Annotated in this window: 32 protein-coding genes and 4 pseudogenes; 8 read left to right on the top strand and 28 right to left on the bottom strand. The window is 36.5% G+C overall.

Going from position 1 to position 26,584, the window contains the following annotated elements:
- The 9 genes and pseudogenes from ACIROD_RS10670 to ACIROD_RS10630 form a co-directional block, all read right to left on the bottom strand.
- Positions 1-1,077, bottom strand: a 1,077-nt coding sequence (locus ACIROD_RS10670; RefSeq protein ID WP_402940547.1) for a transglycosylase SLT domain-containing protein, incomplete at its 3' end; no start/stop codon positions are given.
- Between the two features lie 381 nt (positions 1,078-1,458).
- Positions 1,459-3,047, bottom strand: a pseudogene (gene tnpC / locus ACIROD_RS10665) (IS66 family transposase).
- A 41-nt stretch (positions 3,048-3,088) separates the two neighbouring features.
- The gene (gene tnpB / locus ACIROD_RS10660; protein WP_402942863.1) at positions 3,089-3,361 is read right to left on the bottom strand and encodes an IS66 family insertion sequence element accessory protein TnpB; all 273 of its coding nucleotides are present in this window, start codon (positions 3,359-3,361) and stop codon (positions 3,089-3,091) included.
- A 26-nt stretch (positions 3,362-3,387) separates the two neighbouring features.
- Complete coding sequence (tnpA, locus tag ACIROD_RS10655; RefSeq protein WP_402940544.1) at positions 3,388-3,762, bottom strand: IS66 family insertion sequence element accessory protein TnpA; 375 nt, start codon at positions 3,760-3,762, stop codon at positions 3,388-3,390.
- Between the two features lie 91 nt (positions 3,763-3,853).
- Positions 3,854-4,114 carry a CPCC family cysteine-rich protein gene (locus ACIROD_RS10650; protein WP_402940541.1) on the bottom strand — a complete coding sequence of 87 codons (261 nt, stop codon included), beginning with the start codon at positions 4,112-4,114 and terminating at the stop codon, positions 3,854-3,856.
- A gap of 202 nt (positions 4,115-4,316) precedes the next feature.
- Positions 4,317-5,057 carry a type I methionyl aminopeptidase gene (gene map, locus ACIROD_RS10645; RefSeq protein WP_402940538.1) on the bottom strand — a complete coding sequence of 247 codons (741 nt, stop codon included), beginning with the start codon at positions 5,055-5,057 and terminating at the stop codon, positions 4,317-4,319.
- 312 nt (positions 5,058-5,369) lie between these two features.
- Positions 5,370-5,600 (bottom strand): hypothetical protein, encoded by a 231-nt coding sequence (locus ACIROD_RS10640; protein WP_260356704.1) that lies wholly within the window; start codon positions 5,598-5,600, stop codon positions 5,370-5,372.
- Positions 5,601-5,767: 167 nt separating this feature from the next.
- On the bottom strand, positions 5,768-6,412 hold the full coding sequence (locus ACIROD_RS10635) for a YczE/YyaS/YitT family protein (RefSeq protein ID WP_402940535.1): 645 nt from the start codon (positions 6,410-6,412) through the stop codon (positions 5,768-5,770).
- A gap of 647 nt (positions 6,413-7,059) precedes the next feature.
- A complete protein-coding gene (locus tag ACIROD_RS10630; RefSeq protein WP_260356702.1) occupies positions 7,060-7,605 on the bottom strand; it encodes a TetR/AcrR family transcriptional regulator in 546 nt (181 codons plus the stop codon).
- A gap of 222 nt (positions 7,606-7,827) precedes the next feature.
- Between ACIROD_RS10630 and ACIROD_RS10625 the strand changes: the two genes are divergently transcribed.
- The 4 genes from ACIROD_RS10625 (at position 7,828) to ACIROD_RS10610 (ending at position 10,385) form a co-directional block, all read left to right on the top strand.
- Complete coding sequence (locus ACIROD_RS10625) at positions 7,828-8,583, top strand: carboxymuconolactone decarboxylase family protein (protein ID WP_402940532.1); 756 nt, start codon at positions 7,828-7,830, stop codon at positions 8,581-8,583.
- Positions 8,584-8,601: 18 nt separating this feature from the next.
- Entirely contained in the window at positions 8,602-9,348 is a 747-nt protein-coding gene (locus tag ACIROD_RS10620; RefSeq protein WP_402940529.1) for an SDR family oxidoreductase, read from the top strand.
- Positions 9,349-9,381: 33 nt separating this feature from the next.
- Positions 9,382-9,792: a cupin domain-containing protein gene (locus ACIROD_RS10615; RefSeq protein WP_402940526.1), complete on the top strand. Its 411-nt coding sequence runs from the start codon at positions 9,382-9,384 to the stop codon at positions 9,790-9,792.
- A gap of 155 nt (positions 9,793-9,947) precedes the next feature.
- Positions 9,948-10,385, top strand: coding sequence for a hypothetical protein (locus tag ACIROD_RS10610; protein ID WP_402940523.1), 438 nt, complete (start codon positions 9,948-9,950; stop codon positions 10,383-10,385).
- 116 nt (positions 10,386-10,501) lie between these two features.
- Here the strand turns inward: ACIROD_RS10610 and ACIROD_RS10605 are convergent, their stop codons facing one another.
- From ACIROD_RS10605 to ACIROD_RS10595, 3 genes are all read right to left on the bottom strand, one after another.
- Complete coding sequence (locus ACIROD_RS10605; RefSeq protein WP_402940520.1) at positions 10,502-10,675, bottom strand: hypothetical protein; 174 nt, start codon at positions 10,673-10,675, stop codon at positions 10,502-10,504.
- A 333-nt stretch (positions 10,676-11,008) separates the two neighbouring features.
- Positions 11,009-11,518, bottom strand: a complete 510-nt coding sequence (locus ACIROD_RS10600; protein ID WP_402940517.1) for a DinB family protein — start codon at positions 11,516-11,518, stop codon at positions 11,009-11,011.
- A gap of 445 nt (positions 11,519-11,963) precedes the next feature.
- Positions 11,964-12,578 carry an undecaprenyl-diphosphatase gene (locus ACIROD_RS10595; protein ID WP_101226012.1) on the bottom strand — a complete coding sequence of 205 codons (615 nt, stop codon included), beginning with the start codon at positions 12,576-12,578 and terminating at the stop codon, positions 11,964-11,966.
- A gap of 535 nt (positions 12,579-13,113) precedes the next feature.
- Here ACIROD_RS10595 and ACIROD_RS10590 point away from each other — a divergent pair.
- A complete protein-coding gene (locus ACIROD_RS10590) occupies positions 13,114-13,830 on the top strand; it encodes a DUF4386 domain-containing protein (protein WP_402940513.1) in 717 nt (238 codons plus the stop codon).
- Positions 13,831-14,011: 181 nt separating this feature from the next.
- Here ACIROD_RS10590 and ACIROD_RS10585 read toward each other — a convergent pair whose 3' ends face one another.
- The 8 genes from ACIROD_RS10585 to ACIROD_RS10550 form a co-directional block, all read right to left on the bottom strand.
- Positions 14,012-14,707, bottom strand: coding sequence for an aspartate/glutamate racemase family protein (locus ACIROD_RS10585; protein ID WP_402940510.1), 696 nt, complete (start codon positions 14,705-14,707; stop codon positions 14,012-14,014).
- A gap of 36 nt (positions 14,708-14,743) precedes the next feature.
- Positions 14,744-15,166, bottom strand: coding sequence for a FosM family fosfomycin resistance protein (fosM, locus tag ACIROD_RS10580; protein WP_402940507.1), 423 nt, complete (start codon positions 15,164-15,166; stop codon positions 14,744-14,746).
- Between the two features lie 14 nt (positions 15,167-15,180).
- Entirely contained in the window at positions 15,181-15,711 is a 531-nt protein-coding gene (locus ACIROD_RS10575) for a PepSY domain-containing protein (protein WP_402940504.1), read from the bottom strand.
- Between the two features lie 26 nt (positions 15,712-15,737).
- Complete coding sequence (locus ACIROD_RS10570) at positions 15,738-16,181, bottom strand: GNAT family N-acetyltransferase (RefSeq protein ID WP_402940501.1); 444 nt, start codon at positions 16,179-16,181, stop codon at positions 15,738-15,740.
- Between the two features lie 326 nt (positions 16,182-16,507).
- Complete coding sequence (locus tag ACIROD_RS10565; protein WP_402940498.1) at positions 16,508-16,987, bottom strand: GNAT family N-acetyltransferase; 480 nt, start codon at positions 16,985-16,987, stop codon at positions 16,508-16,510.
- Positions 16,988-17,051: 64 nt separating this feature from the next.
- Entirely contained in the window at positions 17,052-17,309 is a 258-nt protein-coding gene (locus ACIROD_RS10560) for a hypothetical protein (RefSeq protein ID WP_402940496.1), read from the bottom strand.
- A 24-nt stretch (positions 17,310-17,333) separates the two neighbouring features.
- Positions 17,334-17,471, bottom strand: a complete 138-nt coding sequence (locus ACIROD_RS10555; protein ID WP_402940494.1) for a hypothetical protein — start codon at positions 17,469-17,471, stop codon at positions 17,334-17,336.
- Positions 17,472-17,519: 48 nt separating this feature from the next.
- The gene (locus ACIROD_RS10550; RefSeq protein WP_402940492.1) at positions 17,520-18,059 is read right to left on the bottom strand and encodes a GNAT family N-acetyltransferase; all 540 of its coding nucleotides are present in this window, start codon (positions 18,057-18,059) and stop codon (positions 17,520-17,522) included.
- A 354-nt stretch (positions 18,060-18,413) separates the two neighbouring features.
- Between ACIROD_RS10550 and ACIROD_RS10545 the strand changes: the two genes are divergently transcribed.
- Both ACIROD_RS10545 and ACIROD_RS10540 read left to right on the top strand, forming a co-directional pair.
- The gene (locus ACIROD_RS10545) at positions 18,414-19,409 is read left to right on the top strand and encodes a zinc-dependent alcohol dehydrogenase family protein (RefSeq protein WP_402940489.1); all 996 of its coding nucleotides are present in this window, start codon (positions 18,414-18,416) and stop codon (positions 19,407-19,409) included.
- Positions 19,410-19,570: 161 nt separating this feature from the next.
- A pseudogene (locus ACIROD_RS10540) lies at positions 19,571-19,759 on the top strand (TetR-like C-terminal domain-containing protein); the annotation flags it as partial.
- 355 nt (positions 19,760-20,114) lie between these two features.
- Here ACIROD_RS10540 and ACIROD_RS10535 read toward each other — a convergent pair.
- From ACIROD_RS10535 to ACIROD_RS10500, 8 genes and pseudogenes are all read right to left on the bottom strand, one after another.
- Complete coding sequence (locus tag ACIROD_RS10535) at positions 20,115-20,912, bottom strand: fumarylacetoacetate hydrolase family protein (protein WP_101226022.1); 798 nt, start codon at positions 20,910-20,912, stop codon at positions 20,115-20,117.
- 503 nt (positions 20,913-21,415) lie between these two features.
- Positions 21,416-22,060, bottom strand: a pseudogene (locus ACIROD_RS10530) (DUF4272 domain-containing protein).
- A 279-nt stretch (positions 22,061-22,339) separates the two neighbouring features.
- Positions 22,340-22,549, bottom strand: a complete 210-nt coding sequence (locus ACIROD_RS10525; RefSeq protein WP_063235826.1) for a hypothetical protein — start codon at positions 22,547-22,549, stop codon at positions 22,340-22,342.
- A gap of 210 nt (positions 22,550-22,759) precedes the next feature.
- Positions 22,760-23,080 (bottom strand): CPBP family intramembrane glutamic endopeptidase, encoded by a 321-nt coding sequence (locus ACIROD_RS10520; RefSeq protein WP_230178621.1) that lies wholly within the window; start codon positions 23,078-23,080, stop codon positions 22,760-22,762.
- A gap of 775 nt (positions 23,081-23,855) precedes the next feature.
- On the bottom strand, positions 23,856-24,242 hold the full coding sequence (locus ACIROD_RS10515) for a DUF192 domain-containing protein (RefSeq protein WP_101226024.1): 387 nt from the start codon (positions 24,240-24,242) through the stop codon (positions 23,856-23,858).
- Between the two features lie 245 nt (positions 24,243-24,487).
- Positions 24,488-24,721 (bottom strand): cyclase, encoded by a 234-nt coding sequence (locus ACIROD_RS10510; RefSeq protein ID WP_101226025.1) that lies wholly within the window; start codon positions 24,719-24,721, stop codon positions 24,488-24,490.
- Between the two features lie 49 nt (positions 24,722-24,770).
- Positions 24,771-25,201, bottom strand: a pseudogene (locus ACIROD_RS10505) (PhzF family phenazine biosynthesis isomerase); the annotation flags it as partial.
- Positions 25,202-25,441: 240 nt separating this feature from the next.
- Complete coding sequence (locus ACIROD_RS10500) at positions 25,442-26,026, bottom strand: NAD(P)H-dependent oxidoreductase (protein ID WP_101226026.1); 585 nt, start codon at positions 26,024-26,026, stop codon at positions 25,442-25,444.
- A 147-nt stretch (positions 26,027-26,173) separates the two neighbouring features.
- Here ACIROD_RS10500 and ACIROD_RS10495 point away from each other — a divergent pair, with 147 nt between their 5' ends.
- Positions 26,174-26,524 carry a winged helix-turn-helix transcriptional regulator gene (locus tag ACIROD_RS10495; RefSeq protein ID WP_101226027.1) on the top strand — a complete coding sequence of 117 codons (351 nt, stop codon included), beginning with the start codon at positions 26,174-26,176 and terminating at the stop codon, positions 26,522-26,524.
- The last annotated feature ends 60 nt before the right edge of the window (positions 26,525-26,584 follow it).

The following is a 26,584-nucleotide window of genomic DNA, read 5'->3' as shown; positions in this document are numbered from 1 at the left end:
TACGTACGTGCTTGATGTCGATCGATAAATCTCATACCCTGATGCACCGCTTACTGCCGCCCAGCTAGTTTTAATACTATTATAGGAAGAAGATGCGGCTTTAAACGCGACTTGTTTCTCGATATAAGCCGATGAAACGTATCCACTATACTGTCCATCGAGTGTTTTCGCTGGAAACCAGACAAATTGATTTTGACTGATTTCAGACTCATCAAATTCAAATGTGCCTTCAATTAGTAAGGGTGTATTGATCGGCAACCTTTTATAATCCGGTGACCCTGGTTTTTTTCGTAATTTAACGTCATTCTCAGTTGTCAGTACTCGGTCCCCTGCTTTTAATTTGATCGTTGTCTCATGAACACCCTGTACGATATATTCGGGCTTTAGGAATTCAATGGGCTTATCACTTTCTCTGTCGTATTTGAAATCCTTTACGTCAAATGGATACCTTGCTAAGATGGTATCGCCCCTGTAACTTTCTTCTTCGATTTTTCCGAAACTGTCTTTTTCGATTTTTCCGAAAACTAATTCTTGATAGGCCTCATGATTAATTTCTCCTGTTTCTTGGTATAGAGGGCTATTCACTGGCACGACCCCATTGTATGCCATGACAGGAAAATACCAATTTTCAATGATGTCTCGTCCTGCTCCTTTGATGCTCGGAAGCGTAGTCAAACTGGCCTTGCTATTGAGAATACGTACGCCTGTTTCGATATTGTAAAGAATATCATTCTTTAAGCGCTCTTGCTGTTCCTCTGGTAAGGTTGTATCTGTGATTTGCATAATCCCAATTCCCCCGTCCTTCGAGATGAACGGCTTACCATCGACGAATTGTCTCCAGTATGATTCTCTTGTGGCAATCCCTTTTACGACTTCAGGCGGAATATCCGCTTGGATTGCAGCGTTTGTCAACAAACAATTGATATGTTGGTAAGTTGGGTTTTCATTTGGTTTAATGTCACTATATTGTTCACAATTCAATGACCATTCTGTTTCCGATTCTGCTGTCGCTTTACCATGAAACAAACCGACCATACATGCCACTAGTAACCCTGTTTTTACTAAAAAAGATTTCATGACTCCATCTTCCCCACTCTATTTGTTTATGTAGTTACCATTCTATTTATTTATGTAGTTATCAATTTATTTTAACATACTTAGTCCAGATTAAGTGTTTCACATTGTTGAAGTAAAAGTTTCAATGAAGCACTTTTTTAAAAAATTATTTAAATCAATCTTCGATAGCAAATACTTCCTCAAAGAAATTTCGATATTAGATGGGTAGCATCACTCTTGATGTAACCCAACGGATTATGTTAATGGAAGGTTTTATTCTATACGTCTTTAACCCACCTACCTCCTTACTCCATTATAAACTGCAATATTGCAGCTAGCCCTTCCAGTTAATCGTAAACGTTAAGTAGCCCCCAAATACTACATGGATGGTGTATTTCGGGACTATGTTTTGTTTACTTCACTTTTTATCGGTACTCTGCATGCAGAGGGTAAACTAGATGACCACGGCAAGACTTTATCTATTTCTTTTTTATTCGTTAGATCCATATTTGGTAGCGTTTCAAACAAATAGCGAAGATAATGATAGGGACTCAAATCGTTCTCTTTTGCCGTTTCAACCACACTATACATGATGGCACTCCCTCTAGCACCTCGCGGTGTATTAGAAAACATCCAATTTTTTCTCCCAATCACAAACGGCTTAATGGAACGTTCACTTCTGTTGTTGTCGATTTCTAAATGTCCGTCCAATAAAAAAGCTTCAAGATGATTCCATTGATTCAAACAATAAATGATGGCTTTTCCTAGCGCGCTTTTTGGTAGAACGAGATCTTTTTGTTCATAAAGCCATGCTGAAAAATGGTCCAGAATGGGCCTGCTTTTTTCCAGTCGCTGCTCATATCGTTCTGTAGAGTCGACATGTTTTAGCTTTCTTTCGATAGAATACAGTTGATTACAGAAATACAACCCTTCGCTCGCCTTCACCTTTTTTCCCTGCTGTGAATCAGGTAAAGCCTTTAAGGATTCATCAAACTTACGTCTGGCATGCGCCCAACATCCCACAAGGGTGACATCCGGTACTTGATTGTAACCACTATATCCATCCACTTGTAAATAACCTTGATAACCCGTTAAAAAACGTTTCGGGTGTTCGCCTGCTCTTGTTGGTTGATAGTCATAGAGAACAATGGGGATATCATCTCGCCCTGTGCGATATAACCACAGATAGGACTTGGTAGTTGCGGCACGACCAGGTTCACGTAAGACTTGGAAGGTTGTTTCATCCGCATGAAGGATGGTTCGAGCAAGTAGATGCTCATGCATCCTTTTATACAATATCACTAACCATTGATCAGCCCCGTATAATAACCAATTTCCCATCGTTTGACGCGATAAGTAGATTCCCATTCGTTCAAAATGCTTTTCCTGACGATAAAGAGGCAATCCTTCTACATATTTTTGAGTCATGATATACGCCATAATGGACGGGGAAGCTATACTTTTGGAAAAGGCAGGAGCTGGCATATTCGCAGTCACGATCGGTGTGGAAACCTCATCTAGTTCACACTTGCGGCAAGCATATACGTATCTCTTATGTTCTGTCACCTTTACTTCTGCAGGAACAATCGTCAGTTCCTTACGGACTTCTACACTCATCTCATGTAGAGCACCACCACAGCACGAACAAACCTGTTCCTCGTCAGCCAAACGATATTCAATCGTTTCGATAGGAAGGTTTTGGACGGACTCATCCCTATGACCGCGTTTCTTTTTACGACGATAGGTGATGGTTTCAACAGCTGGTTCGGGTACTTCGGTGTCACTTTCTTTCTCAGCTTCATTAAACAGTTCTAGAGCGAGTTGATTTTCCGTTGTTTTTTCGCTAGACGTACCAAACCGTTTTTGTGGCTAAGACGAAATTGTTCTTCATACCATCTCACTTTTGCCGTGAGTTCTTCTACTTGAGCTTGAAGAGATTCAATTTTAGGTTGATTTTGATGAGAGGATGTTGTTTTCATAGATGAATCCATTCGACAAAATGAATCAAATCCCTTCTAAATATATGAATTTTTCACACGATTGTTCTCGCATATACAGCTTGATGCCCTTGTTTTTGTTCAAATGGAAATCCATCAAGAAGCCATCTCAGTTGCCTTCTTGATATGGTAAGTGGCACATTTGGATGTTGAGTTGGCCAGTCAAACTTTCCTTTTTCCAATCTGCGATAATGCAACCAAAAACCATTATGTTCCCACACGAGAATCTTTAGTTTATCGCGTAAGCGATTGCAAAAGACAAATAAACAAGAAGAAAAGGGATCTAAATCAAACTCTTCCTTTACAATGGCTGCCAGTCCATCAATAGATTTACTTAAGTCTGTAGCTCCTTGTGCGATACATACCCTTTCAATGGCTGTTTCTGGTATCTTAGCTGTTTTACCGTCTGCATCACTTGTAAAAGCACTTGTGGAGTAAAAGGTGCATCTATTTCAACTGTAGCTTCTTTAAAATGAATGCGGATGGTGGTATGTATTTTTTCTTCTATTGGAGGGATATTCACAGATACCCATTTTGTACGTTTACTTTCAGTTGGACTATCAGCTTGAGGAGATAATTTCTTGAGCCAATAATATAGCCGATGAACCGGCAGGTTCTGTTTTTGACACCAAGCAGCTTTTGATAATCCACTTTCTTTAAAATCTTGGATGTGAGCTTCCCATTCTTTCTTTATAAGGCGTTTTTTCATAAAAAAACCTCCACATGTATGATGTAAGGAGATTATCTCATGAGCTATTTACAAGTAGTAGGTGGGGAATATTTGACGCTTACATATAAACTCATATCGGTTTCCAATTTGGATCCTTTATATCGGAATTATTTGGTTTTCTTACGTTTTCCGAAAAATCTAAATCGCTAACGCCAAATTTTATAAAGTTTTGTTGTGACTCTCTAAAAGAAATTTTATTTGCACCATCCTCATCTGGATGTTCATATTGGTAACCATCATCTTCCAAAAAACAGATTTCACGAATATCATACGTTCCTGGAGGTTCCTCATCTAATGTTTTATATCCACAGCAAGGACAAGTATATTTCATACAATCACCTCTTAGTTGTTTGTTTTTCTTTTATATAGTTAAACATAATTCTTCAACTAACCTGCCCCTTTAGTTCCATAAGAAAAAGCTGCCTTAATGACAGCTCCGACCTTCAGCTAACGCACCCGTTAGTTTAAGTACATTTATTTACAATCATAAAGTCTAAATAAGGCTTATAATTTTAGATACTTCATTGTTTAAATTAAAGTGTGACAATAATCGGACCATTTTTAGTAAGAATAATCGTATGTTCTAATTGAGCTACATAGCTTTTTTCTGTAGCATAGGTCCAATCGTCTTCTTTTTGGAATACTTCTTCTTCAAAGGTTGAGATGAATGGTTCGAATGCGATAACCATCCCTTCCTTTAACATTTCATTATCCCATGGATCATTATAATTTAAAATATGGTCAGGTGCTTCGTGTATTCTACGACCAACACCATGTCCTGTAAGGTTTTTGATAACAGTGAATCCATGCTGTCTCGCAGTTTCGAATACTGCTTTTCCGATTCTGCTTTTTTTTGAACCGGGTTTTGCTTTCTTAAGACCTGCTTCAAATGCCTTTTTAGCAACGTCGCATAATCTCGTTAATACTTCTTCTCCTTCTCCTACTACAAATGAGATTCCTGTATCTGCGAAATAACCGTTCTTTGAAGCAGATACATCTATATTTACTAGATCCCCTTCATGAATAACCCGATGACCCGGAATACCATGTGCCACTTCTTCATTAAGACTAATGCAAGTGTAGCCAGGAAAATCATATTCACCTTTTGGAGCTGAAACTGCACCTGCTTTTTCTAAAAGTTCTCCGGCTATATCATCAAGTTCTTTGGTCGTTATGCCAGGAATTGTTCTTTGTACCAATTCATCTCTAATTGAGGCAATAATTTTGCCAATTTCCTTCAAACCGTTAAAATCTTCTTCTGTTTTTGCAATCATTTTTTTACCTACCTCATTATCTTTTATCATCATAAAACTATATAAGTACTAATTGTACCTTTACTTTCTCAAAAAATAAAAGCAATGTAAATTATTTGGTACAATACCCCTCAGCTGAATTTTTCTTCGATCAAGAAAAAGACCACAAAAAGGAGCTGTTACATATGACTATACTATTAATTGGATTTACCTTCCAATTTTTTATAGAGTTAAACTGCCCCGTTAGTTCCATAAGAAAAAGCTGCCTTAAAGACAGCTCCGATCTTCAGCTAACGCACCCGTTGGTTCAACAAGAATATATCAACATTTATTTTACCACTCAAAATCCATATAAATTTCTGAAAGTAGTTTTTCTTCGATTGTTCCGTATTTAAAAAGAGCCTCAGAAGTTTCAAACTCTTGAGTATAGGCACCTCTGACTCGCGTAAGATAATATGCACCTGGATTTTGGCTTATCCAATATTCTTCATTTTGATATATAAATGAGTATTCTTCCCCGATTGCTATACCTTCTTGGAACTCAATAAACTCTTTTAAAGTCATCTTCCCACCACCTGTGAGCTTTTATAAAATTATATCTCTTATTACTAACCTGACCCGATAGTTGCATAAGAAAAGGAGCTGCTGATCAGCTCCTGATAATGAAGTAAAGCACCCGTTAGTGGAATAAGAGCACGCAAGGAGGTGACCAAAGGACATCCGCCTTCCAATTATAACGGAATCTCAAATTGTCCCTTTCGCTTCTGCTCCAAACTAACGATAAAGGAACGCATCAGCTTCATGGAAAACTGAAAGATCGGGCTTTGAATAAAGGTATATGCAAACGTCATAATAAACACTGGACCTCCAAGGATGAACCCGATAATCAAGATGAGGCTCTCGACAACGATTCTTGCCCAACTGACCGATAACCCGGTTTTTTCCGAAACGGAAAGCATGAAACCATCCCTAGGACCAGCCCCAATTCCCGCAGCCACATAAATTCCTCCGCCAATTCCGGTTATGATGATACCCATCAACAAGATGAGTATATTCAACCACCAATGCTCCGTTTCATGAGGAAGAATGTCAAGATGCAAAAAGAAATCCATGATCGGGCCGATTGACAAGGCATTTAGAAAGGTACCAATATTAATATACTTCCTATCCACGACAAAGGTGATCAACACAAGTACTAAACCACACATGACACTCCACGTACCAATTGTGAACCCGAACCGCTCGAACAGGGCGACGTTTAAAACCTCCCAAGGATGCAGCCCCAAGGATTGAACATTCACCGCAATCGCATTCCCTAATCCAAAGAAAGTTAATCCAAGAAAAAAAATAAAATACCTTAATAGCCGCAATGCCATCTCTTCACCTCTACACCTTATATATCCATCTACTATAGATTAAGAAGGTTAAATGAACAAGATTAAATGAACCCAAGATGATCTATCCAAATCAAAAGTTGTTACCAAATGATTAACAGTGAAGTATATAAAGAAGTTCCTTAAGGTGGTAGGTTATTGGAGAACTGCCGAAGAAGTTAATATAATATTCCATTCCCTAGATAGGAGGGTTACAAATTGGAAAAATAATTATTAACTATGGCTCAAATCGCAAAACAATTAAACACATTACTTTAAGAAAAATAGTCAGTCCACCCTTCGGGATCTAGTAAACATTTGTATTTGGTCCAAATTATTTTTATAAAAAACATTCAGCAAAATTCTTGGTACATCAAAATGAATAAAATTACTTGAAGAAAATAAGAAGTCATTAGTAAAGATTGTTTTCCCAGTCAGTTGTGCATCTTTAATCACCCACTATAAAGTCTATTCAAGAATCGCACCCGATTACTGAAGAACGAATATAAAACCTTGGTACCAAATGGCATTGTCATTTATTTATGATACGGTTCACCGCACCTATTCAAGCAGTGATTTTTTAAAAACTGTCAGCCTTTTAATTTTACACTTCTACTTTAAATCGACGCTGCTGAGAAACTATCCTTTAACTATAAATTCCTATCTAACAAAAGCCCCACTTGTTCTGCCACGACTTGAGTCGGTTCTGATAATCCATTAGTGAACCACGCTTCTACTATTTCTACTATAGCTGCCCCAAAGAATTTAAGAATTAAATCCTTACTTAAACCTTGATTTTTCCCTTCAGTTACATCTACTTCACCCTCTAACTCTTGGATTACAAATTCCAGGAAATGACTACGAAAAGCAGGGGCTCCTTTACTCCCTAACATTGTTGAAAAGAATGAACTATTAAGTTCAAAGTATTCAAACCAAATCAGATTTCCCTCGACAAAATTCAATTCAGATGCCGATTCGCACAGTATCCTTAGTTCGTTAATATGTTCTTCAATAAGCTTATCCAGTAAATCAAATTTATCCATGTAATGGTCATAAATCGTTCTGCGACCGACATTTGCTCTGTCGGAAATATCCTGTATCGTAATATGATCAAAGCTTTTTTCAGACATTAGTTCAATAAAAGCATTTTTTATTGCTTCTTGGGATTTTTGTACTCTTCTATCTACCCTTGACATTGTAGTTTTCACCAAACTTTCTTAAAAATTATCGCACAATTTCAATTAACTTGTGCAATAACGCACAAATCCTGGCGTTTTGATTGTTGCAGACATCCTCTTTTCATTTTACATTATATACAGATGTGCGATACCGCATCAATATATGATTTACTAACACATCAAATTTTACTACCTTGGAATAATAGAAGAGTTAATTAATTCCAAAGAGGGGGTTTAGTTATGGACCGTGTTGAAAAGAGCCAGGAAAAGTTCAAACAGCTATTTGGTGAGGGAGTAACTGCCGCACATGCTACTGATCCTGATTTTCAGGACATTCTAAGCCATTTCATTTTCGGGGAAGTATTTTATCAAGGTAACCTTGACGATAAAATGCGTGAGTTGATTACCCTGGTGGTTCTTGCGACCAATCAAACATTGCCCCAACTAAAAGCACATGTTAGTGCTGCACTGAATGTGGGGCTAACAGCTGTAGAGATCAAAGAGGCTGTTTACCAATGTGCTCCGTACATTGGATTCCCGAAAACGTTAAATGCTATCAATGAAGTCAATGAGGTTTTCAAATCCAAGAATATTGCGTTACCAATTGAAAGCCAAAAGAATGTTGTTGAAGATAATCGTTTTGACAAGGGACTTTCAGTACAGGTAGAGATTTTTGGTGATGTCATTGCAAAAGTGAGAGAAGGCGCACCAGAAAATCAAAAGCACATACAGGATTATCTCTCCTCTTTTTGCTTCGGAGACTTCTACACCCGGAGCGGACTTGATTTGAAAACACGAGAGTTGTTAACACTCTGTATCATAACTGCTTTAGGTGGTGCTGAAGGTCAAGTAAAAGCACATGTGCAGGGTAACAAAAATGTGGACAATGATAAGGAAATTTTAATCACCGCAATCACCCACTGCCTTCCATATATAGGTTTTCCAAGGACATTGAATGCATTAACATGTGTGAACGAAATTATTCCTGAAAATTAAGAAAGGGTGTTATTTATTATGTCAAATATTCAAGATAAAGTTGTCATTATTACAGGTGCTTCTTCTGGGATTGGAGAAGCTACTGCAAAAGAACTTGCCTCTAAAGGTGCAAAGTTGGTACTTGCAGCTCGTCGTGAAGATCGTTTAAAGAAATTACAAGATGAAATTAAAAACAATGGTGGAAAAGCTATTTATAAAGTAACAGATGTTACTTCTCGTCAACAGATGGAAGAACTCGCTGCATATGCTCTTAATGAGTTTGGAAAAATTGATGTGCTAGTCAACAATGCTGGAATCATGCCACAAGCTTTTCTTGCAGAAAATAAAGTTGATGAATGGGATATGATGATTGATGTTAACGTCAAAGGTGTATTGTATGCTATCGCTGCTATCGTTCCATCTATGAGAGAACGCAAATCAGGTCACGTTATTAATCTTTCTTCTGTAGCTGGACATAACATCTACCCTGGTGGAACGGTATATTGTGGTACTAAATTTGCTGTAAAAGCCATTTCTGAAGGTTTACGCCAAGAAGAAGCAATGAGTGGCACGGATATCCGTGTAACAAATATCTCTCCTGGAGCTGTTACAAGCGAATTGTTAGAAACTACAACAGACCCAGCAATGAAAGCAGGATTAGATGAATTTTACAAAGCTGCCATCGATTCTGACCGTATCGCTCGTGCAATAGCCTTTGCCATTGAACAACCATCTGATGTAGGAATTAATGAAATGATTATACGCCCCACAGTTCAAGTAGGTTAATAATAAAAAATATAGTTTCATGGAGGAGTTAAAATGGCAAAACATGAAGAAGTAAAAAATGGCGTCATTTTCCCAGTGGGTGAGAAAAATGAAGCATATGCAGAATATTTCGTGGGACAAAGTTATCTTAAATCATTAATTGCTGACCCTAAAGTGAGTGTTGGTGTAGGGAATGTGACCTTTGAACCAGGATGCAGAAATAACTGGCATATTCATCGTGATGGATTCCAACTTTTATTAGTAACTGGTGGCGAAGGTTGGTACCAAGAAGAAGGTAAACCTGCTCAATTCTTAAAAGCTGGAAATGTTATTGTCACCCACGATGGTGTAAAACACTGGCATGGTGCTACAAAAGATAGCTGGTTTGAACACATTGCAATCACTGCAGGTACACCGGAATGGTTGGAACCAGTAACAGATGAGGAATACAGTAAAGTAAAATAATAGTTGAGGATAAAAAATGCCCTGTTATTCAGGGCATTTTTTATATCAATCCTAGGATTATGATGTGTTCTTATAGAAAGGAGGAATACTTTGGAAAGGCCATATATAATATGCCACATGCTGACATCATTGGATGGGGAAAAATTGGGGATTATTTGGAAGAAGAACGCACCCAATATTTTATTGACGAGTATGAAAAAATTCATGAACGTTACGGATGCAAAGCATGGATGTGTGGCAGGATTACCATGGAGGAAAACTTTACCTTTGGACATAAATTAGATTTAACACATGAAAACATTCCGTCAATACCAAGAACTGATTATGTAGCAACTACAGATGCTAAAACGTATGCAATTGCAGTAGACGCTTCTGGGAAATTAGGATGGACAAAAAACTACATTTCAGAATGGAGTGAGAATAGGACAGAAGATCATATAGTAGAAGTTCTTACAGAGCTAGTCTCTGATGCTTATCTTGCTTATTTACAAAAAATAGGTATTTCGTATATTTTCGGTGGAAAAGAACAATTAGGTCCCGATAGTTCCATAAAGAAAAAGCTGCCTTTAAAGACAGCTCCGATCTTCAGCTAAAGCACCTGTTAGTTCTATAAGACTTATTGCAGAGATGACACATACTGTGTCATAAAGTATTTATATAAAATCAAAAAATAACTGCTCCTCAAAAAGCAGGAGCAGAAAAAAAGATGTTATTTCACAACTTTAAGAGGAACAAGTACTTTATTAAAAAAACACGTTTCGAGCTTGGCTAACCAACCGTTTCCGTTTTCTCCATTAGCTACTTGAGCAGCGTGTTTTTTGTGAAATTCTGCTACCCGTTTATTATGCTCTTTATGCCATTGGTGCATAGAATTATGTTTCATTCTTATTGCCTCCTTTCCGTTTCATTATATTTTTAGAAAAGTTAAATAGAAAGTGCTTTTTATTCAGCTTTTGAAAGAGAGGAAATCGATAAGTTAATAAATATGAATATGCACAGTTCGTATACAACTAACCTGCCCCGTTAGTGACATAAGGGTTTTTAAACAACATTATTATTTTTTAATGACTTTATTGTAAATTAAACAACTTTATTATCTCTGTACAGTAGCGTCAGGAAAATGCGGATTTACAACGTTAAGGAAGTTTCAATATTAAAAAACCTAATTTCTCAGCATTAAATGAGAAATTAGGTTTTTTCATTAATAGAAAAAGACTTATAAGTATTTATCACTAATCACTTTCATATGGTGTAACTCGTGCCCGACAATGCCATATGCAAAGGTACCTATCGAAACTGGGCTGTTCATTACAGTTCCATAACGATCCCACGCTGCATCATCAATGGTTGAAATAAGACTTAACGTGTTGGAGCGTACCATGTCTAAACCAGCTAGTAGCTGTTCCCAGGATAATTTGTTGAAGTTTGCCGCAGAAACGTATTGATCCTGATCCATTGCCGAGAGTGGTGCACTTTCATTTCGTGCAATGGCAAGCATTCGATACGACATCACACGTTCCACGTCGGCCAAATGCCCAATCACTTCTTTTAAAGTCCATTTCCCTGGTGCGTACGCCTTCCTTGCTGACTCCTCTGATATGCTGCTCAAGAAGGTAATGGTCTTAGTTCGTTGCTTACTAAGTATTTCTTCAATATCTCCATCTGGCACAAGACTAACATACCTATCATACTCTGGATTTTCAATAGATAATGGTCGTGGACGCACAAGAATCCTCCTCATCGGAATAGTTAATTATGGTTCTAGGCTAATATTCGACTACAAGGAAGATATTTCCTTTATTTGATATTTAATTTCATTACCGCAAAATAATTGCAAATTAAACAACTTTATTATCTCTGTACAACTGATTTATGCAGTTAACATAATACAGATAACAATGGATTAATTAACTTTTTATTCCATTAACCTGCCCCTTTAGTTCCAAAGAAAAAGGTTGCCGCAGCAACCCTTTGTTATACTATCCGGATCAGTCGAAGAATGGTTAATTTAAAACTTAATGTCTAATAATTCATACATTTCAAGAAGAACATCAAAATGTTTTTCTTTTGATAAATGCATCATTTTCTGCCCTGCTTGGTTCTTGAAATAATATTTATATCAACAATTGTAATGAAGCAATGATTTTAATAGTATATTAGGTAACTCTTTTTTAAAAGTCCTTTGACTTACCTTTCTTTTGTTTGGAAAGGGCAGATAGAATGGACTGTTCGCCCTCTACTTGATTTCCTAAAAATTTCTTAGTAAGACTTAACTTAAGAACAATTTTGTAAACGATCGTGGCTGAAATGATACTGATGATAGCTCCGACAAGAACATCTGCTGGATAATGGACACCTACCCAAATTCGCGAAATACCTACAAGGACAGCCAAAATTCCCCATAAAAACCCCCAACCCTTTTTGAACAACCAGAAGGTTATACAAAATGAAAAAAATATAATCGTATGGTCACTTGGAAAGGAATTATTGACCGCTTTTTCAACTAACTTATTAACGTTGGGCAACTCAGCAAATGGTTGATAATTCGAGTGGAACTGCCCTGCTATTTTGGCCAATATTTCCGAGATAACTAGTGTAATAAATGCACAGATTACCATGATTCTATTTTTATTTCTTCGAGAAAACAAAAACATCAGGACTGCCAATACTAAGATAAAAATCATGTATTCAGCTATGAATACAAAAAATGGATTTAAATCGGGGTATTGTTTACCTAGATCATTAATCATTCTAAACAATTTACTATTCATTTCGGACAAAGCCATTGAAAAATTCCTCCTGATTGTTTTTTCACTTTAACCTTTATTAAGATCCATTATGTAAATAAGATGAACTTCAATTAAACCTATATTTTACATCTTTCAGACAGAAAGTCCATCATCAACTTTCAGAATGAATGTATTTCAATCCTCAAATACAAATATGGTTCATCTTGTAGATAAAAAAATCGTTCATTCCCATTTGTCTGATGAAAACAGAACCCCTTATTCGATAAGGGGACTTTGATTAGCGTTTCTTTTCCTTTCACTTCTAAAGAATGTACATACAAATGTTATTGACTTTCTTTTGGGAGTTAAGCTGTAGCCGACAGTTGAGATAAGGGTTTTGTAAATGATAACTTTGACAACAGTAATGACGTTAAAGACAGAAATGCTACGATTAGCTGCCTATTTTTCTAATAGAGTAATAATTGGAATAAGCTCAGTAATATGATAAATAACAAGTAGTGAAGTATTAAACTTGTTTGTAACCCAACGGTTATTAGTCTTATCGCCATACATTAAAAAGGGAGATGAACAAATGAATACTACCAAAAAGAGCGCAATAATTGTAGGGGTTCTGTTCATACTTGCAGCAGTTACAGCAATATTAGGTCTAATTTTATACAAGCCTATCCTAAATGGTCCGGATTATCTGATTAATGGGTCTGACCATGCCAACCTGGTGACACTTGGAGCGCTTATGGAATTAATTCTTGTCGCTTCAGCGATTGGTACTGCAACTACAATGTTTCCAATTTTAAGAAGGTATAATGAAACTATAGCTCTTTGGCATGTTTGCTTCAGGTTTCTTGAAGCGATTGTCATCATTATTGGTGTAATCAGCGTACTATCCCTGTTGACCTTAAGCCGCGAATTTGTAGCAGCAGGTGCCCCGGATACCGTATCTTTTCAAACTTCAGGTATAGTATTAAAAGCAGTACATGACTGGACATTTATGCTTGGTCCCCTCTTCCTGTTGGGTATAAACACGATGATGTACAGTTATATATTTTATAAAACCAAGCTCGTACCCAGGTTTATCCCGATCTTAGGTATGACCGGGGCAACTCTTGTTTTTATTTGTGCCCTGTTAGTAATGTTCGGTGTAATTCAACAAATTTCTGTTTGGGGTGCTATTTTGGCACTGCCAGTAGCAGCTAATGAAATGATTTTAGCAGTTTGGCTCATCGTTAAAGGGTTCAATGAATCTGCGTATGCTTCCATGTCTGCATACAAGAAAACGAACGAGAGCTGATGGCAACCACCATTTAATCATCTGAACTTAAAGGAGAGTCGTTTCTTACCTTTAGAGTTAATGCTAATTAAATAAAAGACGTTTGGAAGAATTTCCAAACGTCTTTTTGCCTAATATTTACATACTCTGCCCCTTTAGTTGCAAAACAAAAAGGCTGCTGCAACCTTCCTTATTACCGTGTCTAACATTTTTCTAATGCCATATTAACGGATTCGATGGCATGTATGACAGCTGTATCGAATAATGGCACTTTGGAATCCTCGGGTTTTACTAGTAATCCAATTTCTGTGCAGCCTAGTATTATTCCTTCCGCTCCATCATCAACTAACCCCTTGATAACCTTTTTGTAATAATCCCTTGATGATTGTTGAATTTCCCCTAAACATAATTCTTCATAAATCACTTTATTGATGACTTTTCTATCCTCTTCACTTGGTATCAGGACCTTGATACCATTAGTCTCAATTCGTGTTTTATAAAAGTCTTGCTCCATCGTATATTTAGTGCCAAGTAAACCAACCGTACTGATTTTGGACTTTTGAATTTGTTTTGCCGTTGAATCAGCAATGTGCAAAATCGGTAAACTGACTTTTTCTTCAATATATCCAATCACTTTATGCATCGTATTTGTACAAATTAGAATCATTTCGGCACCTGCCTTTTCCAAAGACAGAGCTGCATCGCCTAATAATTTACCGGAGCTTTCCCAATCCCCTTCAGCTTGGCAGCGTTCGATTTCCTCAAAGTCCACGCTATATAAAATGCACTTGGCTGAATGCAATCCTCCTAATTTGGCTTTTACCTCTTCATTGATGATTCGATAATATTCCAATGATGACTCCCAGCTCATGCCGCCAATAAGGCCAATAGTTTTCATGAACATTCCCCTTTTCATTTGAAGATGGCTTACTTATCAGTCGAAAAACTCCATATGGGCTTTTTCTTGTTTGTAGTAATCTATTCTATTTTGTAAAGTCCCTGTATGAAACTCAAACTTATGACCATCTGGATCAGTGAAATAAATGGACTTCTTATCTTTTTCATCTCTTGGACGTCCTGACAGGATGTTTACATTCAATCCGATTAATTTCTCGTACATGTTCATGAAATCGGCTTCATCTATGGAAAAGGCGATATGTGTGTATGATTGGCTTATTTCATTACGGGGAATATCTTTTTCTGCATTCAGGGCAATCCACATTCCATTCAAATCAAAATAGGCTGTGGTTCGGCCCTTAACTAATAATTTCGCATCAAAAACCTTTTGATAAAATTCTATGGAACTGTCTAAATCAGAAACTGAAAATAAAAAGTGATTCAAACCTTTTATAGACACATTACCACCTCATATTAAGATTTCCTTTTATTCGCCATTAAACGCTTATAGAGAGGATACCCGAACATGTAATACCCGGAAAACGAGAGCAGGATTAAGGATAAACCCGTCAATGTGAGGATACTGTATCTATACCAATCACCAAAGAAGGTTCCATCATGCAATGTAATCAGGAAAGTCGAGTAATCTGGATTAGTGGATAACACTTTTCCTGTACTTACATCTATTTGAACACCTTGTCCGTTATTAAAGCGAACCTGGTACACATTTGCACTTGGTCTATATTCAATTCTAAATATATCTTCAACCGAGTCCGCACCTGGAAGATCCTGAGACGTAGCAATGGACACGGCCTTCTCCATAGGTATCGCTTGATCTGGACTCGCCTCTTTCCCCGTCCTTAACTCATCAGCCACTCCGAGTGGTATCATATAAACAAGTACTAGGCCTGTGACTGCGATGAACATAAAAAAAACAGATAAAACCAAACCAGTCCATTTATGTATTTTTCGGCTTAATTGATACAATTTTACAGATTTCGACAATTCCATCACCCCTTGACTACTTATCATCAAAATAAAATTTTCTTCATAACCACCCTATCTTCATTTACAACATAATCATTTTTCAGATAAAATGCTTCTGCAAGACCGTCATTAGCCGTTAATAAATATAGACTTTTAATCTCTCTCTTCTGCAGTTCAGCTTCTAAAGAACGAAGCATTTTTGAGCCATGCCCTTTGCCTTGCATTTCATTATTCACACAAAGCTCTGCCAAATAATAAATTAAACCTTGATAAGACACCTTACTATTTCCAGCAATGAAACCAACTGGATTGTGATCAATATGAAATAAAAAGCCAAGAAATTTAGGCGTATGCAATAAGTCGGAAAGTCTCTCTTTAGCCGTTTCATATGTCCACCTTTCATTCCATGGTTCACGATTAAATACGTTCATGTAGAGATCGATACATAGCTCCAAATTTTCCGACGTCAGTGGTACCATTTCTGTCATTTTCATGCTTCCCTTCTTTTTCATTAAAATTTTGTATATTAATCCAAATTATATCTTATCTTCGTTTAACTAACCTGTCCCTATAGGACCATAAAAGAAGAGCTGCCTAAGAAGCAGAAAATCACAAAAAAAACCAGTCAATCATGAAGGGGGCATACAATGAGCAGATTAGATAATTATGAGGTTCTTCAGAGAAATATTACAAGAACGGGTATTGTACGTGCTATTCCAGGCAGCATTAGGAATGAATAAAAAACGCTTTAGCTGACAGTCCTGCCTTAGTGGATTCTATAAAAAAAGGCCGACCGGATTTTTACTGGTCCACCTTAGTTCATTGATAACTTTTTCAAGAATAAAACTCTATCTTGTTTATGTCCGTCATAGTCAGAGTGGACTGAAACATCATCAATGAATGTATCTCCCTCTTCCATTTCAAATCCCATCTTGGTATGATAGGCGATTGAAGATTTGTTGACCGGAGACGTTACACAACGGACAACATTACGGCCATTTTGATTAACGACATCGAAAAATTGATTATATAACTTTCTGCCGATATCATTTTTTCTGTATTTGGGATGCACTCCGACAAAGTGAATATATGCCTCATCAGGCTGAGATTGAGATAAAATCCCTATTAGGAAACCGACTATTTCCCCTTCCTTTTCGGCTATGAAACTTGTATTTGTAAAATGATCAAAGAATAATTTCGGTAGCATATCAGACATTTGCCTTCCTCCCCACCATTCATTGATCAGCGGCGATATGGCATAGTAATCTGACCCTTTCACTGAACGAATTTCCATCCTTCTCCCCCTTTAATGATTAAGTCCTTTTTCACTAAATTCATTCAATAATTAACATACCCCGTTAGTTCATTAACTTTTCATATGATAAAATTACAATTCCACATATTACTGAAACTCCTAAAAATGATAAAACATAAAAATGAGGCGGCGTAACACTCACAAACTCTACCTCGTTTTGAAGGTTTTCTACTTTCCCCCATGCATTCTCAAGATCCGGTTTATAGTTTTTTGTTTTTATATAACCGACTAACATCATAACGACTACATAGATTATATGAATGAAAATTGAACCTATAATTGCTTGAAGAACCACTTTCATATTGCCCCTCCTTTTTTACTCATTTTACCATATTATTGCATCAAAAAAGGAGCTGCTGATCAGCTCCTGGTAATGAAGTAAAGCATTTGTTAGTTCATAAAGAAAAACGATTCTTATTAAAGAATCGCCCTTTAGTGAAAGATTGATTAACCCACGATTCATGGCTTAACTTCCTCAAAATCTTGAATTTGTATAGGATCGATATGACTGTCAATGTGTCAATGCAGTATATATCGAATAATCTACTTCACCTGAGATATTTTCCAACCCATTTTCACACAACTCCATAGCCATTAAATTCTCAATAGAAGGTGGAGGATTTTTCTTGGACGCATAGATTCCGAATTCAGTTGATGTTCTAAATCCAAAGCGTTGATAGTATCGATCATCTCCTTCAACAATAATTCCCTTATACCCCATTTTAGCAGCTAATTTAATACCTTCCTGCAACATATACGTACCAATACCCTGACCTTGTTTATTAATTGCCACCGAAACTGGTGATAACATCAACATTTCATTTTCATACCTATTACTAATTGGAAGTTTTGAAAGGATAAAGTGACCTATAATTACCCCTTCTTCCTCAACAACTAAATCAAGCTGTGGAATATAATAGTGTTTTTGCCGGATCTCTCTCACCAAAGCTTTTTCAGCTAATCCATTTGAATAAGTGGTATTTTTGAATATCTCATATACAAAGTCTTCAATAAAACTATATTCCTCTTTTTCTACTGGTCTTATCTCCATTAATACACCTCCACTATACAGCTACCTCTTTGTTCTAAGATTCTACAATCATTCCAGAATTCCTTTATCAATTATCTGGCCTAATTAAAGGTCAAAGAGCACTCTTCAACTATCCTGCCCCTTTAAATTGCAAAAAAAAAAGAGTTGCCAATGCAACTCCCTTATAGCACCTGTTCAAATTATAAAGTCAGTATACTATATTACAAATTTTATTCTATTAAACAATAATGTGTGTAACTGTTAATTTTATAGTAGATACAGTATCATTGATTTTACAAACAAAGACTAAATATTCTTACTTTTCATTATGCATTAATGAAACATTCCCCATAAAAATAAATAGGAGTGACTAAAGTGAAAGCACAAATTATTCAATCTTTTGGTGATCCATCCGTATTTCAGCTTGAAGAGATTTCAAAACCCGAACTAAAACCTGGACATGTACTTATTCAAGTCAAGGCTTCAAGTGTAAATCCTATTGATACGAAAGTCCGTGCTGGTGCAGTTCCAGCCGTTTCCCCCGAGTTCCCAGCCGTTTTACATGGTGATGTCGCAGGTTTGGTATCTGCAGTGGGTGAAGGAGTGACTGAGTTTAAAGTTGGCGATGAAGTGTTTGGATGCGCGGGTGGTTTTAAAGGGACTGGCGGTGCACTTGCAGAGTTCATGCTTGCAGATGCTGATTTACTTGCTCACAAGCCGAAAAACTTGACGATGGAAGAAGCCGCTGCTTTACCACTAGTTTCCATTACAGCATGGGAAGCTTTATTTAATCGGGCAAATCTTGTCCCTGGACAAAATATACTGATCCATGCAGCTACCGGGGGTGTAGGACACATTGCCATTCAGCTAGCCAAATGGGGAGGCGCAACAGTCTATACAACTGCCTCTTCGCAAGAGAAACTGGAGATTGGCACGCGTCTTGGTGCAGATGTAACTATTAATTATCGAGAAGAAAGCGTTCACGATTATGTACAAAAATATACAGACGGAAAAGGTTTTGACGTTGTTTTTGACACGGTAGGCGGAGAAAACCTTGATCGCTCTTTTGAGGCAGCCGCGGTACATGGAACAGTAGCAGCCATTGCTGCCCGTTCGACTCATGACCTCTCCCCCGTGCATTCAAAAGGGCTCTCCCTACATGTTACCTTTATGTTGTTGAAGATATTAAACAAGGACATGCATAAGCAATATGGAGAAATTTTGAAGAAGGTTGCCAGTGTGGTTGAGGAAGGTAAGCTGCGCCCGCTTGTGGATCCAAACAAGTTTACGTTTGAAGAAGTCTCAAAAGCCCATGAGTACTTGGAGTCAGGCAAGGCGATGGGAAAAATTGTTTTGAGAAATAATTGGTGATTTTATTTTAATGTTCATTCAAAAGCAGAGGTACAGAGAGAATTTCTATAGATCTCTCTGTTTCGTCTGCTTTTATTTTTTATTACCGTAAAACATCCACTAGTTCAACATTCCACTGATCTATACTTCAAGAAAAATTCAATTAGTTCCTAGTTACTAGGATAGATGAAAGCGGGAGACGATCCCATGTAACTGAAATCGTAAAAGAAGATATATTGATATGGTATGAAACTTCAGCTTTAATAGGTACAATCGTTTCGTGGCTCCAAAATGATATGCCATATACACCAACTTTTCTAGCGAAACAATTCTCTTTGCTTCACCATAGGGGGCTAAATGCAGAAAGTTAATAAATCATTTATAAAATGCAACTAAACCTTTACTCTCTGCATCATGGTTACTAACTCTTGTATATCTAATAGAGTACGTAAAAAATGGGTAAAAAAACCCCAGAAGATTTTCCAAAATTAACTGGCTTATTTTTAGTGGGTTTTGGTATAAAAACCTTAATTTATATTAATTTTTCTAACAAACCTAAAATGTGTTTACGTTCAGAAAACTGAACGGTTTTTTTCTTTATTTTCATCAATTTTTTCTCCCTTGCAACAAACTTTCTTCTTCAACTAACCTGCCCCGATGCATAAGAAAAAGCTGCCTTAAAGGCAGCTCTGATCTTTGTTAACTTATTAGGAATTCCAGCAAATCTTACTGGACACCATTACATAACCGACCGATATTCTCGACTTCAACAACGACTTCATCCCCCGACTTGATCGTGCAGCTGCCAGATGGTGAACCCGTAGCCAAAATGTCACCGGGCTCCAGTGTCATTACCTGTGAAAGCCAGCTGATTAGAAACGGAATGCTTAGTGACATTTCATTGGTATTTCCGTCTTGGACAACACGGCCGTTTAAAGTGGTCACAATCCTTAAATTTGTAGGATCCACCCCGGTAACGATGCACGGTCCCAAAGGTCCGAATGTATCAAATCCTTTGCCCCGCGTAAACTGCGGATCTTTTTTTGTTAGATCTCTTGCTGTGACATCATTAAATATCGTGCAACCAAATACATAATCAAGCGCATCTTCTTCTTTGATGTTTTTTCCGCGCTTTCCAATGACAAGGGCCACTTCCCCTTCAAGTTCCACTTGGTTGGATAGCTCGTTTGGAGGAAGGATAATATTCTCCTTGTCTGCAATAAGCGAAGATAATGGCTTTAAAAATAAAAATGGTTCAACAAGGTTTGCCTCTCCACCCGTTTCCTTCGCATGACCAGCATATGTCCAGCCGAAATTAACCACTTTCGATGGTTTTACAGGTTCCAAGATTTTCACGTCACTATATTTCAGCTCGACCCCGTCATACTTTATTTCCTTGTTGACAAGTTCAGCAAAACTGCTAGACAGTTGTAATATCATGTCATCCTCAACAATACCGTAATGTATTTTGCCCTGTTGATTCTGATAGCGAACTATTTTTTGTGTTTTTTGTAGCACATGCATTATGAATAAACTCCTTTGATGATTAAGATTACCACAGATCATATAAAATCCGGTTCTCCTATACTATAACATGCCTGTTCTTTTACGTGAAAAAAGAGCTCTCGTCGCGACTCACTCTTCAACTAAACCGACCTATAGTTAATTAAGCTTAAGTTATTTAACTATTTATTTTATGGAACCTACCATTTATATGTAATTTTATCTGTGTATTGCCTTAGGCCGCAATCAATATTCCGATTGATAGACCTAGTATACATTCCCCATGAAATGTTCACTTAATTTTATACATACCTAAAACCAAGCACAAATCAAAGTCTTGGTGCTTATTGATTATCTCAAAATATCAAAACTTTTGTACTGGTAATTCGTCCCTTATTCAGCTAGCCTGCCTCCGTAGTGCCATAAGAAAAAGGCTGCCTGAGCAACCTTCCTACCTGTTAGATTAAGTGGATAACTTCACATATAACCCTGATATAGGAGCAAAAAAGTATGTATTGCAGCTTTTATGTATCTGTACTTATTTCCTCCCATTCTTGATCCATATAATTCACTAGCCAATTAAGAGTGTAGTGCCTTTCATATACAACGCCTTCATCTAGAGATGATGGAACTTCCAAATGATTTATTTGGGCTTCTCGTACCGCCCAATGTGCCCTATAAATGAAATCAAGACTATCTAATATATCACTGGTTGGTTTTAAAGTGGATTCACCAAGCAGCTCTTGTTTAGAATGAAGAGAAAAAACCTTCTCAAAAACATATTCAGCATTGCACGTATCGGCTGGGACATCTATATCGGATATTAGATTTACAGACCAAAGCAGCAGCCAAATACATTCTAACTTCCAAGAGTATTGGATCAGCTCGTTCTGATTAGGTTGTTTTTTCTTTTAAAAATTTTGTTCCTCTTCTGTGAATAATTCATTAGCATTATACCTTTCAATAAATTCCTCAATTTTTTCTGGCGGAGCCTCCATGGCTTTTGCTGAGACTATTGCTAATGAAATAATTCTGTTTATAATTTCTTCCTTTGTTCTAAGGGAAACTTCTTCTTCATTTTCCGTTAAGGGTAAATGTTTATTTATTGGTACCTTTAGGGTCTTTAATATTTTTTCGGATTGTTTTTTTCTCTTTTTCGAACTTTTCATTCCGCACCTCACTATTAGCTGATCCCGCTTCTTTAAAATTATTATTAGAAAAAATTTCCGCAAACCGTCTTTTATTGTAACATGCTACTCAACTTTCCTGGGTATTTAGTTGCACAAAGAAAAAGCTTCAGCTCCGATCTTCCGTTAAAGCACCCGGTAGTTCCAGAAGGATTATTCGTCTAAACTCCCCTTTAGTGAAATCCACTTTTATTTCTCAAAATAAAAATAGTGCCAACTTCTCTTTAATAGAAATTAGCACTTCGGTTTATTCACTATATGTTATCGTGCCGCTTTAGGCGGTTGGCACACATCACATTTACGTTGGTTATTATTTTTGAATTTCTTGAATGTTTTTTCAAAGTTGCTGCCACATGTACATTTAAATAGTAACTTTTGAGAAAAACCGTGATATTCCGTCGTCAGCAACTTACTTTCCGAATTGTTCTCAACAAATTCTTTAATTTTACCAATCGTCCATTGTTTATTCATTCTCTTACACCTCCATATTTTATCGCTATGCGGAGGCTTTTCTGGCATCCGTTCAGAAACAGTAATTATCGTAAGCTATTCATTATAACATGAGCTGGCACTCAATTAAACAGATGGATATATCTTAATCTGCCCCGAAGTTGCAAAAAGGAAAAGCTGCCTTAAAGACAGCTCCGATTTTTCAGCTAAAGCACCCGGTATGGTATAAGTTCAAATTATCCAGCCATTGAAAACCATACCCAAGTTGATAACAATGTGAAAAACTATGGATGGATATATACTATCGCTCTTTAAAACTACTATTGCATAAAAAAGCCCCCCAAAAGAAAAAAGTAAGCTTATTAATACAGGAATTCCAATTGATATATGTAGTAGCCCGAACCCGATACTGGTTATTACGACAGCATAAAAGGTGGAAACATTTCTTTTTAAACTAGATAACATAATACCTCTCCAAATTACTTCTTCAAGTGTAGCGTTTATGATGGCAAACAATATACCGAAAAGTAATACTGTTTTTAAATCGCTCATTTCTTGACTAAATAATGGTATAAGTAATGTGCTCGATACCATTAGCCCAATAAGTAAAAAATACGGTAATTTAATTGTATGAAACGGCATTGTGATACGCCTGTGCCAATCTGGTAATAGTGTGTAGAAAAATATCTTCTGCTTAGACAACAATAGTGAAATCATTGTTCCAATCATAATGAACATAAGTAAACATCTGTTTATTATGATTTTCATTTCTTTGGATATGTTCCATTCATTGATATAGCTGCTTCCGAGTTGATACACCAATGTACCTAATAAGAAGAAAATGAACAGAGAAACTGATGAACGGTATTTATTAGGTGAGATGTAGAGAATAAGCAAGAATATGAGTGGCAATAATCCCCAAACAAACAACCTATATGAAAAAAGAATAATACCTGCGAAAAATAGGATTGCCAAAAATAAGAGAAACATATTGGTCCGTGAGCGATTTATGCTAATCCCCCCTTAAGAAAGCACAATTCAATCGTTTCAGATAAACGTTTGTAATAACTGCTCTTTAGCTGAATAAGTCCCTGTATTTACAATACCATAAAAAGTAAATTACCCCTCATGTTACTTAAAATCAATAAGCATTATGAAAAGAGCTTTGAACAAAGATCAAATGTAACTCCTATAAACTGACCAATAGCTGCATAAGAAAGAGCTGCCATAAAGACAGCTCCTACCTTCAGCCAATGCACCCTTTTTTCAGTAATTTTACCTAAAAAATCACCTCACCACTAAAACTAGAGGTAAGGTGAGATGAATTTCAATAAAATCTTACATAATCCCCTTCTTTAATTTGATTCTTTTCAAACCAGCCAAGATTCACTTCAATTGCATAGTGATAAGAAATTTCTGGATCATAGGTAGGACATATATCTTCTTTACAAGGCTCCATATGTAGTATTTTTAGAATTTCCCCATCTGAATCAAGAAAAGCAATGGATAAAGGAATTAATGTGTTTTTCATCCAAAAGCCACCATATATTTTTACTGGAAACACAAATAACATCCCCTCGTTTTCGGGTAATTTCCCAACAAACATTAAGCCCTTATCTCTTTTTCTTTGAGTATCTGCAACTTGAACGGTTAATCTAGTTTCCCTGTTTCCGCTGAGTATTTTTATCATTTTTGTTTTTATTCTATTTTTCATGTTCACTCACCTTAGGGTAGTTTTATAAGCAGGAAAGAAATTCAAAAGAAGAAAAAATAACTAAGGAAATCCCTTTTACCATCTAATACTTATTCTATGGTTTCAAATTTAATTCTTCGTTTTCAATAAACACTGCAACAATATATATGTAGGTTTGTTCAACAACCTCGTTTATTGCATAAGAAAAAGCTGCCTTAAAGGCAGCTCCAATCTTAGCTAACGCACTTGTTAGCTGAAGAAGTCGATTACTTTTCAGAGTTCTCATCAACAGGTTTTCGTTTATGTTTTTCATTAATTATTTTTTTATTAAATATCTTAACTTCCCCAACCATTAGTAACCTCATATCCTCTACAATATACTTGGCTAACTCTTGGTCAGTAATGTCATCTCCATCAATATCAAGGCGGAATTCCTGCCCTTGAAGCCCACCGCCATTAGTAAACTCTATTTCAAAGTCAAATTGAACTCTTTTATCCATTTGAATCCCTCCTAAAATATTGATTGATACTGAACTCGGACTTAAATACGATTACAGCATTTCCCGCAATATTGAAAGCTGTAAATATGTTTTCTAAAGCTAGACCGTCAATCACCGCACCAAAACTTATACTACCCTGCGTCATTATAATTTTGTAATCATTATCTTCATTAATCACATCGACTGGTAAAATGCCGGCACCAGTTTTATGATAAACTTTACCTGTATTTAAACTATTTTCAACTGCACGAGCATAGTGGGCAGCAATAGTCGCATGTCCACAGATGGGCACCTCATGAGTTGGCGTAAAAAACGAATATGTACATCAGATTCGCTATTGTCTGATTTAAATATAAATGCCGTTTCCGAATAGTTAAGCTCTCTAGCAATCCTATGCATCTCACCCGAAGATAGACCTTCTGCATTTGCAATTACGCCAGCAGGATTACCCGATAACTTTTCTTTCGTAAATGAATCAATTTAATATAATCGGTACTTTCTTGCAATGTCCTTTCCCACCTTTAATATAGTGAATTTCCGGTCCTTTATACTATCTATAATTCTTATTATATTAAATATTACCCCGTTAGCTCCACAAGAAAAAGAGTGATCGTCACAGCTCTTAAAGAACTAACGCACCCATAAGTGAAATAAGGACCCTTTCAAAAATAATAAAAGACTACCCAATTATGAGTAGTCTTTTGTTATTTTTGTATGTGTTTATGCAAAATGGGAATTAATTGTATCTTCAACTTTCTTTAACATACCTTTATATGCTTCTTCATCAAGGTATCCAATACTTCCGAACAGTAAATGGTCCACAGGTTCAATTCCAGTAAAATCCCATATTCCAATATCAGAAGTTACTTTCAAACCTGCTGTCATACCGATTTCATCGTAAAGCTCATTAGGAGTACCATGTGTATTGATGATAAAACCTTTTTTACCTTCTAATAACTTAATTACACCTTCTGGTCCAGCAGAATAAGCAAACCCAAATGCAAATACTCTGTCTACATATCCTTTAAGAATAGCTGGAAGACCTGTCCACCAAATAGGGTAAATAAATGTTATTACGTCTGCTTCAGCAATAAATTCTTGTTCAATTTTAATATCATCAGGAGTTTTTCCTACTTTCATAGCTGCTGTATCTTCTGGTTTAAGTACAGGTTGAAAATCAAGTGCATATAAATCACGGACAACAACTTCGTGACCATTTTTCTTTAATGTATTGACTGTTGTTCCCAAGATAGAATGATTTAAGCTTTCAGGGTTTGGATGTGCATAAACAACAAGATGTTTCATTTAAAATAACCTCCAAATATTTAATAACCTTTTATATGATTACTAATCGTAATCTAATATTATAGTGTTAGACGTTTTTTTAAAAGTAGTCACTTTTTTATAACATAGTCACAAAAATAGTACCATCAAGAAAGAGAGGTATTGATTATGGCACGAAGTAGGTTCGGTGAACCTCCAGAGGACCAAATAGAGGTTTGTCCAGTTACAGAAACTCAAGACATAATTGCAGGAAAATGGAAAATAATTATCTTATGGCATTTAAGCAGACAGACAAGAAGATTTAATGAACTACAAAGGCTTTTACCTGATATTTCAAAAGGAATACTGACACGTCAGTTGAGAGAATTGGAAGAAGACCAAATGGTTCACAGAGAAGTATATAAAGAAGTTCCTCCAAAGGTAGAATATTCGCTAACATCTTTAGGGAAAAGTTTTATTCCTATACTAGAGAGTATGGGCGAGTGGGGGAAAAAATATAAGGAATTAAGAAAAAGCTAAAGCCTATACTGATCTTTAGCTTTTTCTTTTTAATGATGTTTGCATGGTTTATCTTAAACT

The organism is Peribacillus sp. NPDC101481, from assembly GCF_044767165.1.
In the GTDB taxonomy this organism is placed as follows: Bacteria; Bacillota; Bacilli; order Bacillales; family DSM-1321; genus Peribacillus.
Note: the sequence above shows the minus strand (reverse complement) of the source record. Positions and strands in the feature narration are given on the sequence as shown.

Excerpts from the sequence above, each read along its gene's own strand:
- ACIROD_RS10495 (WP_101226027.1), top strand. The coding sequence starts at position 26,174 with ATGGCACGAAGTAGGTTCGGTGAACCTCCAGAGGACCAAATAGAGGTT.
- ACIROD_RS10555 (WP_402940494.1), bottom strand. The coding sequence starts at position 17,471 with ATGAATCGTGGGTTAATCAATCTTTCACTAAAGGGCGATTCTTTAATA.
- ACIROD_RS10630 (WP_260356702.1), bottom strand. The coding sequence starts at position 7,605 with ATGTCAAGGGTAGATAGAAGAGTACAAAAATCCCAAGAAGCAATAAAA.
- ACIROD_RS10590 (WP_402940513.1), top strand. The coding sequence starts at position 13,114 with ATGAATACTACCAAAAAGAGCGCAATAATTGTAGGGGTTCTGTTCATA.
- tnpA (WP_402940544.1), bottom strand. The coding sequence starts at position 3,762 with ATGAAAAAACGCCTTATAAAGAAAGAATGGGAAGCTCACATCCAAGAT.
- ACIROD_RS10635 (WP_402940535.1), bottom strand. The coding sequence starts at position 6,412 with ATGGCATTGCGGCTATTAAGGTATTTTATTTTTTTTCTTGGATTAACT.
- ACIROD_RS10640 (WP_260356704.1), bottom strand. The coding sequence starts at position 5,600 with ATGACTTTAAAAGAGTTTATTGAGTTCCAAGAAGGTATAGCAATCGGG.
- ACIROD_RS10510 (WP_101226025.1), bottom strand. The coding sequence starts at position 24,721 with ATGGATAAAAGAGTTCAATTTGACTTTGAAATAGAGTTTACTAATGGC.
- ACIROD_RS10595 (WP_101226012.1), bottom strand. The coding sequence starts at position 12,578 with ATGGCTTTGTCCGAAATGAATAGTAAATTGTTTAGAATGATTAATGAT.
- ACIROD_RS10585 (WP_402940510.1), bottom strand. The coding sequence starts at position 14,707 with ATGAAAACTATTGGCCTTATTGGCGGCATGAGCTGGGAGTCATCATTG.
- ACIROD_RS10625 (WP_402940532.1), top strand. The coding sequence starts at position 7,828 with ATGGACCGTGTTGAAAAGAGCCAGGAAAAGTTCAAACAGCTATTTGGT.
- ACIROD_RS10605 (WP_402940520.1), bottom strand. The coding sequence starts at position 10,675 with ATGAAACATAATTCTATGCACCAATGGCATAAAGAGCATAATAAACGG.
- ACIROD_RS10525 (WP_063235826.1), bottom strand. The coding sequence starts at position 22,549 with ATGAATAAACAATGGACGATTGGTAAAATTAAAGAATTTGTTGAGAAC.
- ACIROD_RS10550 (WP_402940492.1), bottom strand. The coding sequence starts at position 18,059 with ATGGAGATAAGACCAGTAGAAAAAGAGGAATATAGTTTTATTGAAGAC.
- ACIROD_RS10500 (WP_101226026.1), bottom strand. The coding sequence starts at position 26,026 with ATGAAACATCTTGTTGTTTATGCACATCCAAACCCTGAAAGCTTAAAT.
- ACIROD_RS10520 (WP_230178621.1), bottom strand. The coding sequence starts at position 23,080 with ATGAGCGATTTAAAAACAGTATTACTTTTCGGTATATTGTTTGCCATC.
- ACIROD_RS10620 (WP_402940529.1), top strand. The coding sequence starts at position 8,602 with ATGTCAAATATTCAAGATAAAGTTGTCATTATTACAGGTGCTTCTTCT.
- ACIROD_RS10615 (WP_402940526.1), top strand. The coding sequence starts at position 9,382 with ATGGCAAAACATGAAGAAGTAAAAAATGGCGTCATTTTCCCAGTGGGT.
- ACIROD_RS10535 (WP_101226022.1), bottom strand. The coding sequence starts at position 20,912 with ATGCATGTGCTACAAAAAACACAAAAAATAGTTCGCTATCAGAATCAA.
- ACIROD_RS10570 (WP_402940501.1), bottom strand. The coding sequence starts at position 16,181 with ATGACAGAAATGGTACCACTGACGTCGGAAAATTTGGAGCTATGTATC.
- ACIROD_RS10515 (WP_101226024.1), bottom strand. The coding sequence starts at position 24,242 with ATGAAAAATAGAATAAAAACAAAAATGATAAAAATACTCAGCGGAAAC.
- ACIROD_RS10650 (WP_402940541.1), bottom strand. The coding sequence starts at position 4,114 with ATGAAATATACTTGTCCTTGCTGTGGATATAAAACATTAGATGAGGAA.
- ACIROD_RS10560 (WP_402940496.1), bottom strand. The coding sequence starts at position 17,309 with ATGAAAGTGGTTCTTCAAGCAATTATAGGTTCAATTTTCATTCATATA.
- ACIROD_RS10565 (WP_402940498.1), bottom strand. The coding sequence starts at position 16,987 with ATGGAAATTCGTTCAGTGAAAGGGTCAGATTACTATGCCATATCGCCG.
- map (WP_402940538.1), bottom strand. The coding sequence starts at position 5,057 with ATGATTGCAAAAACAGAAGAAGATTTTAACGGTTTGAAGGAAATTGGC.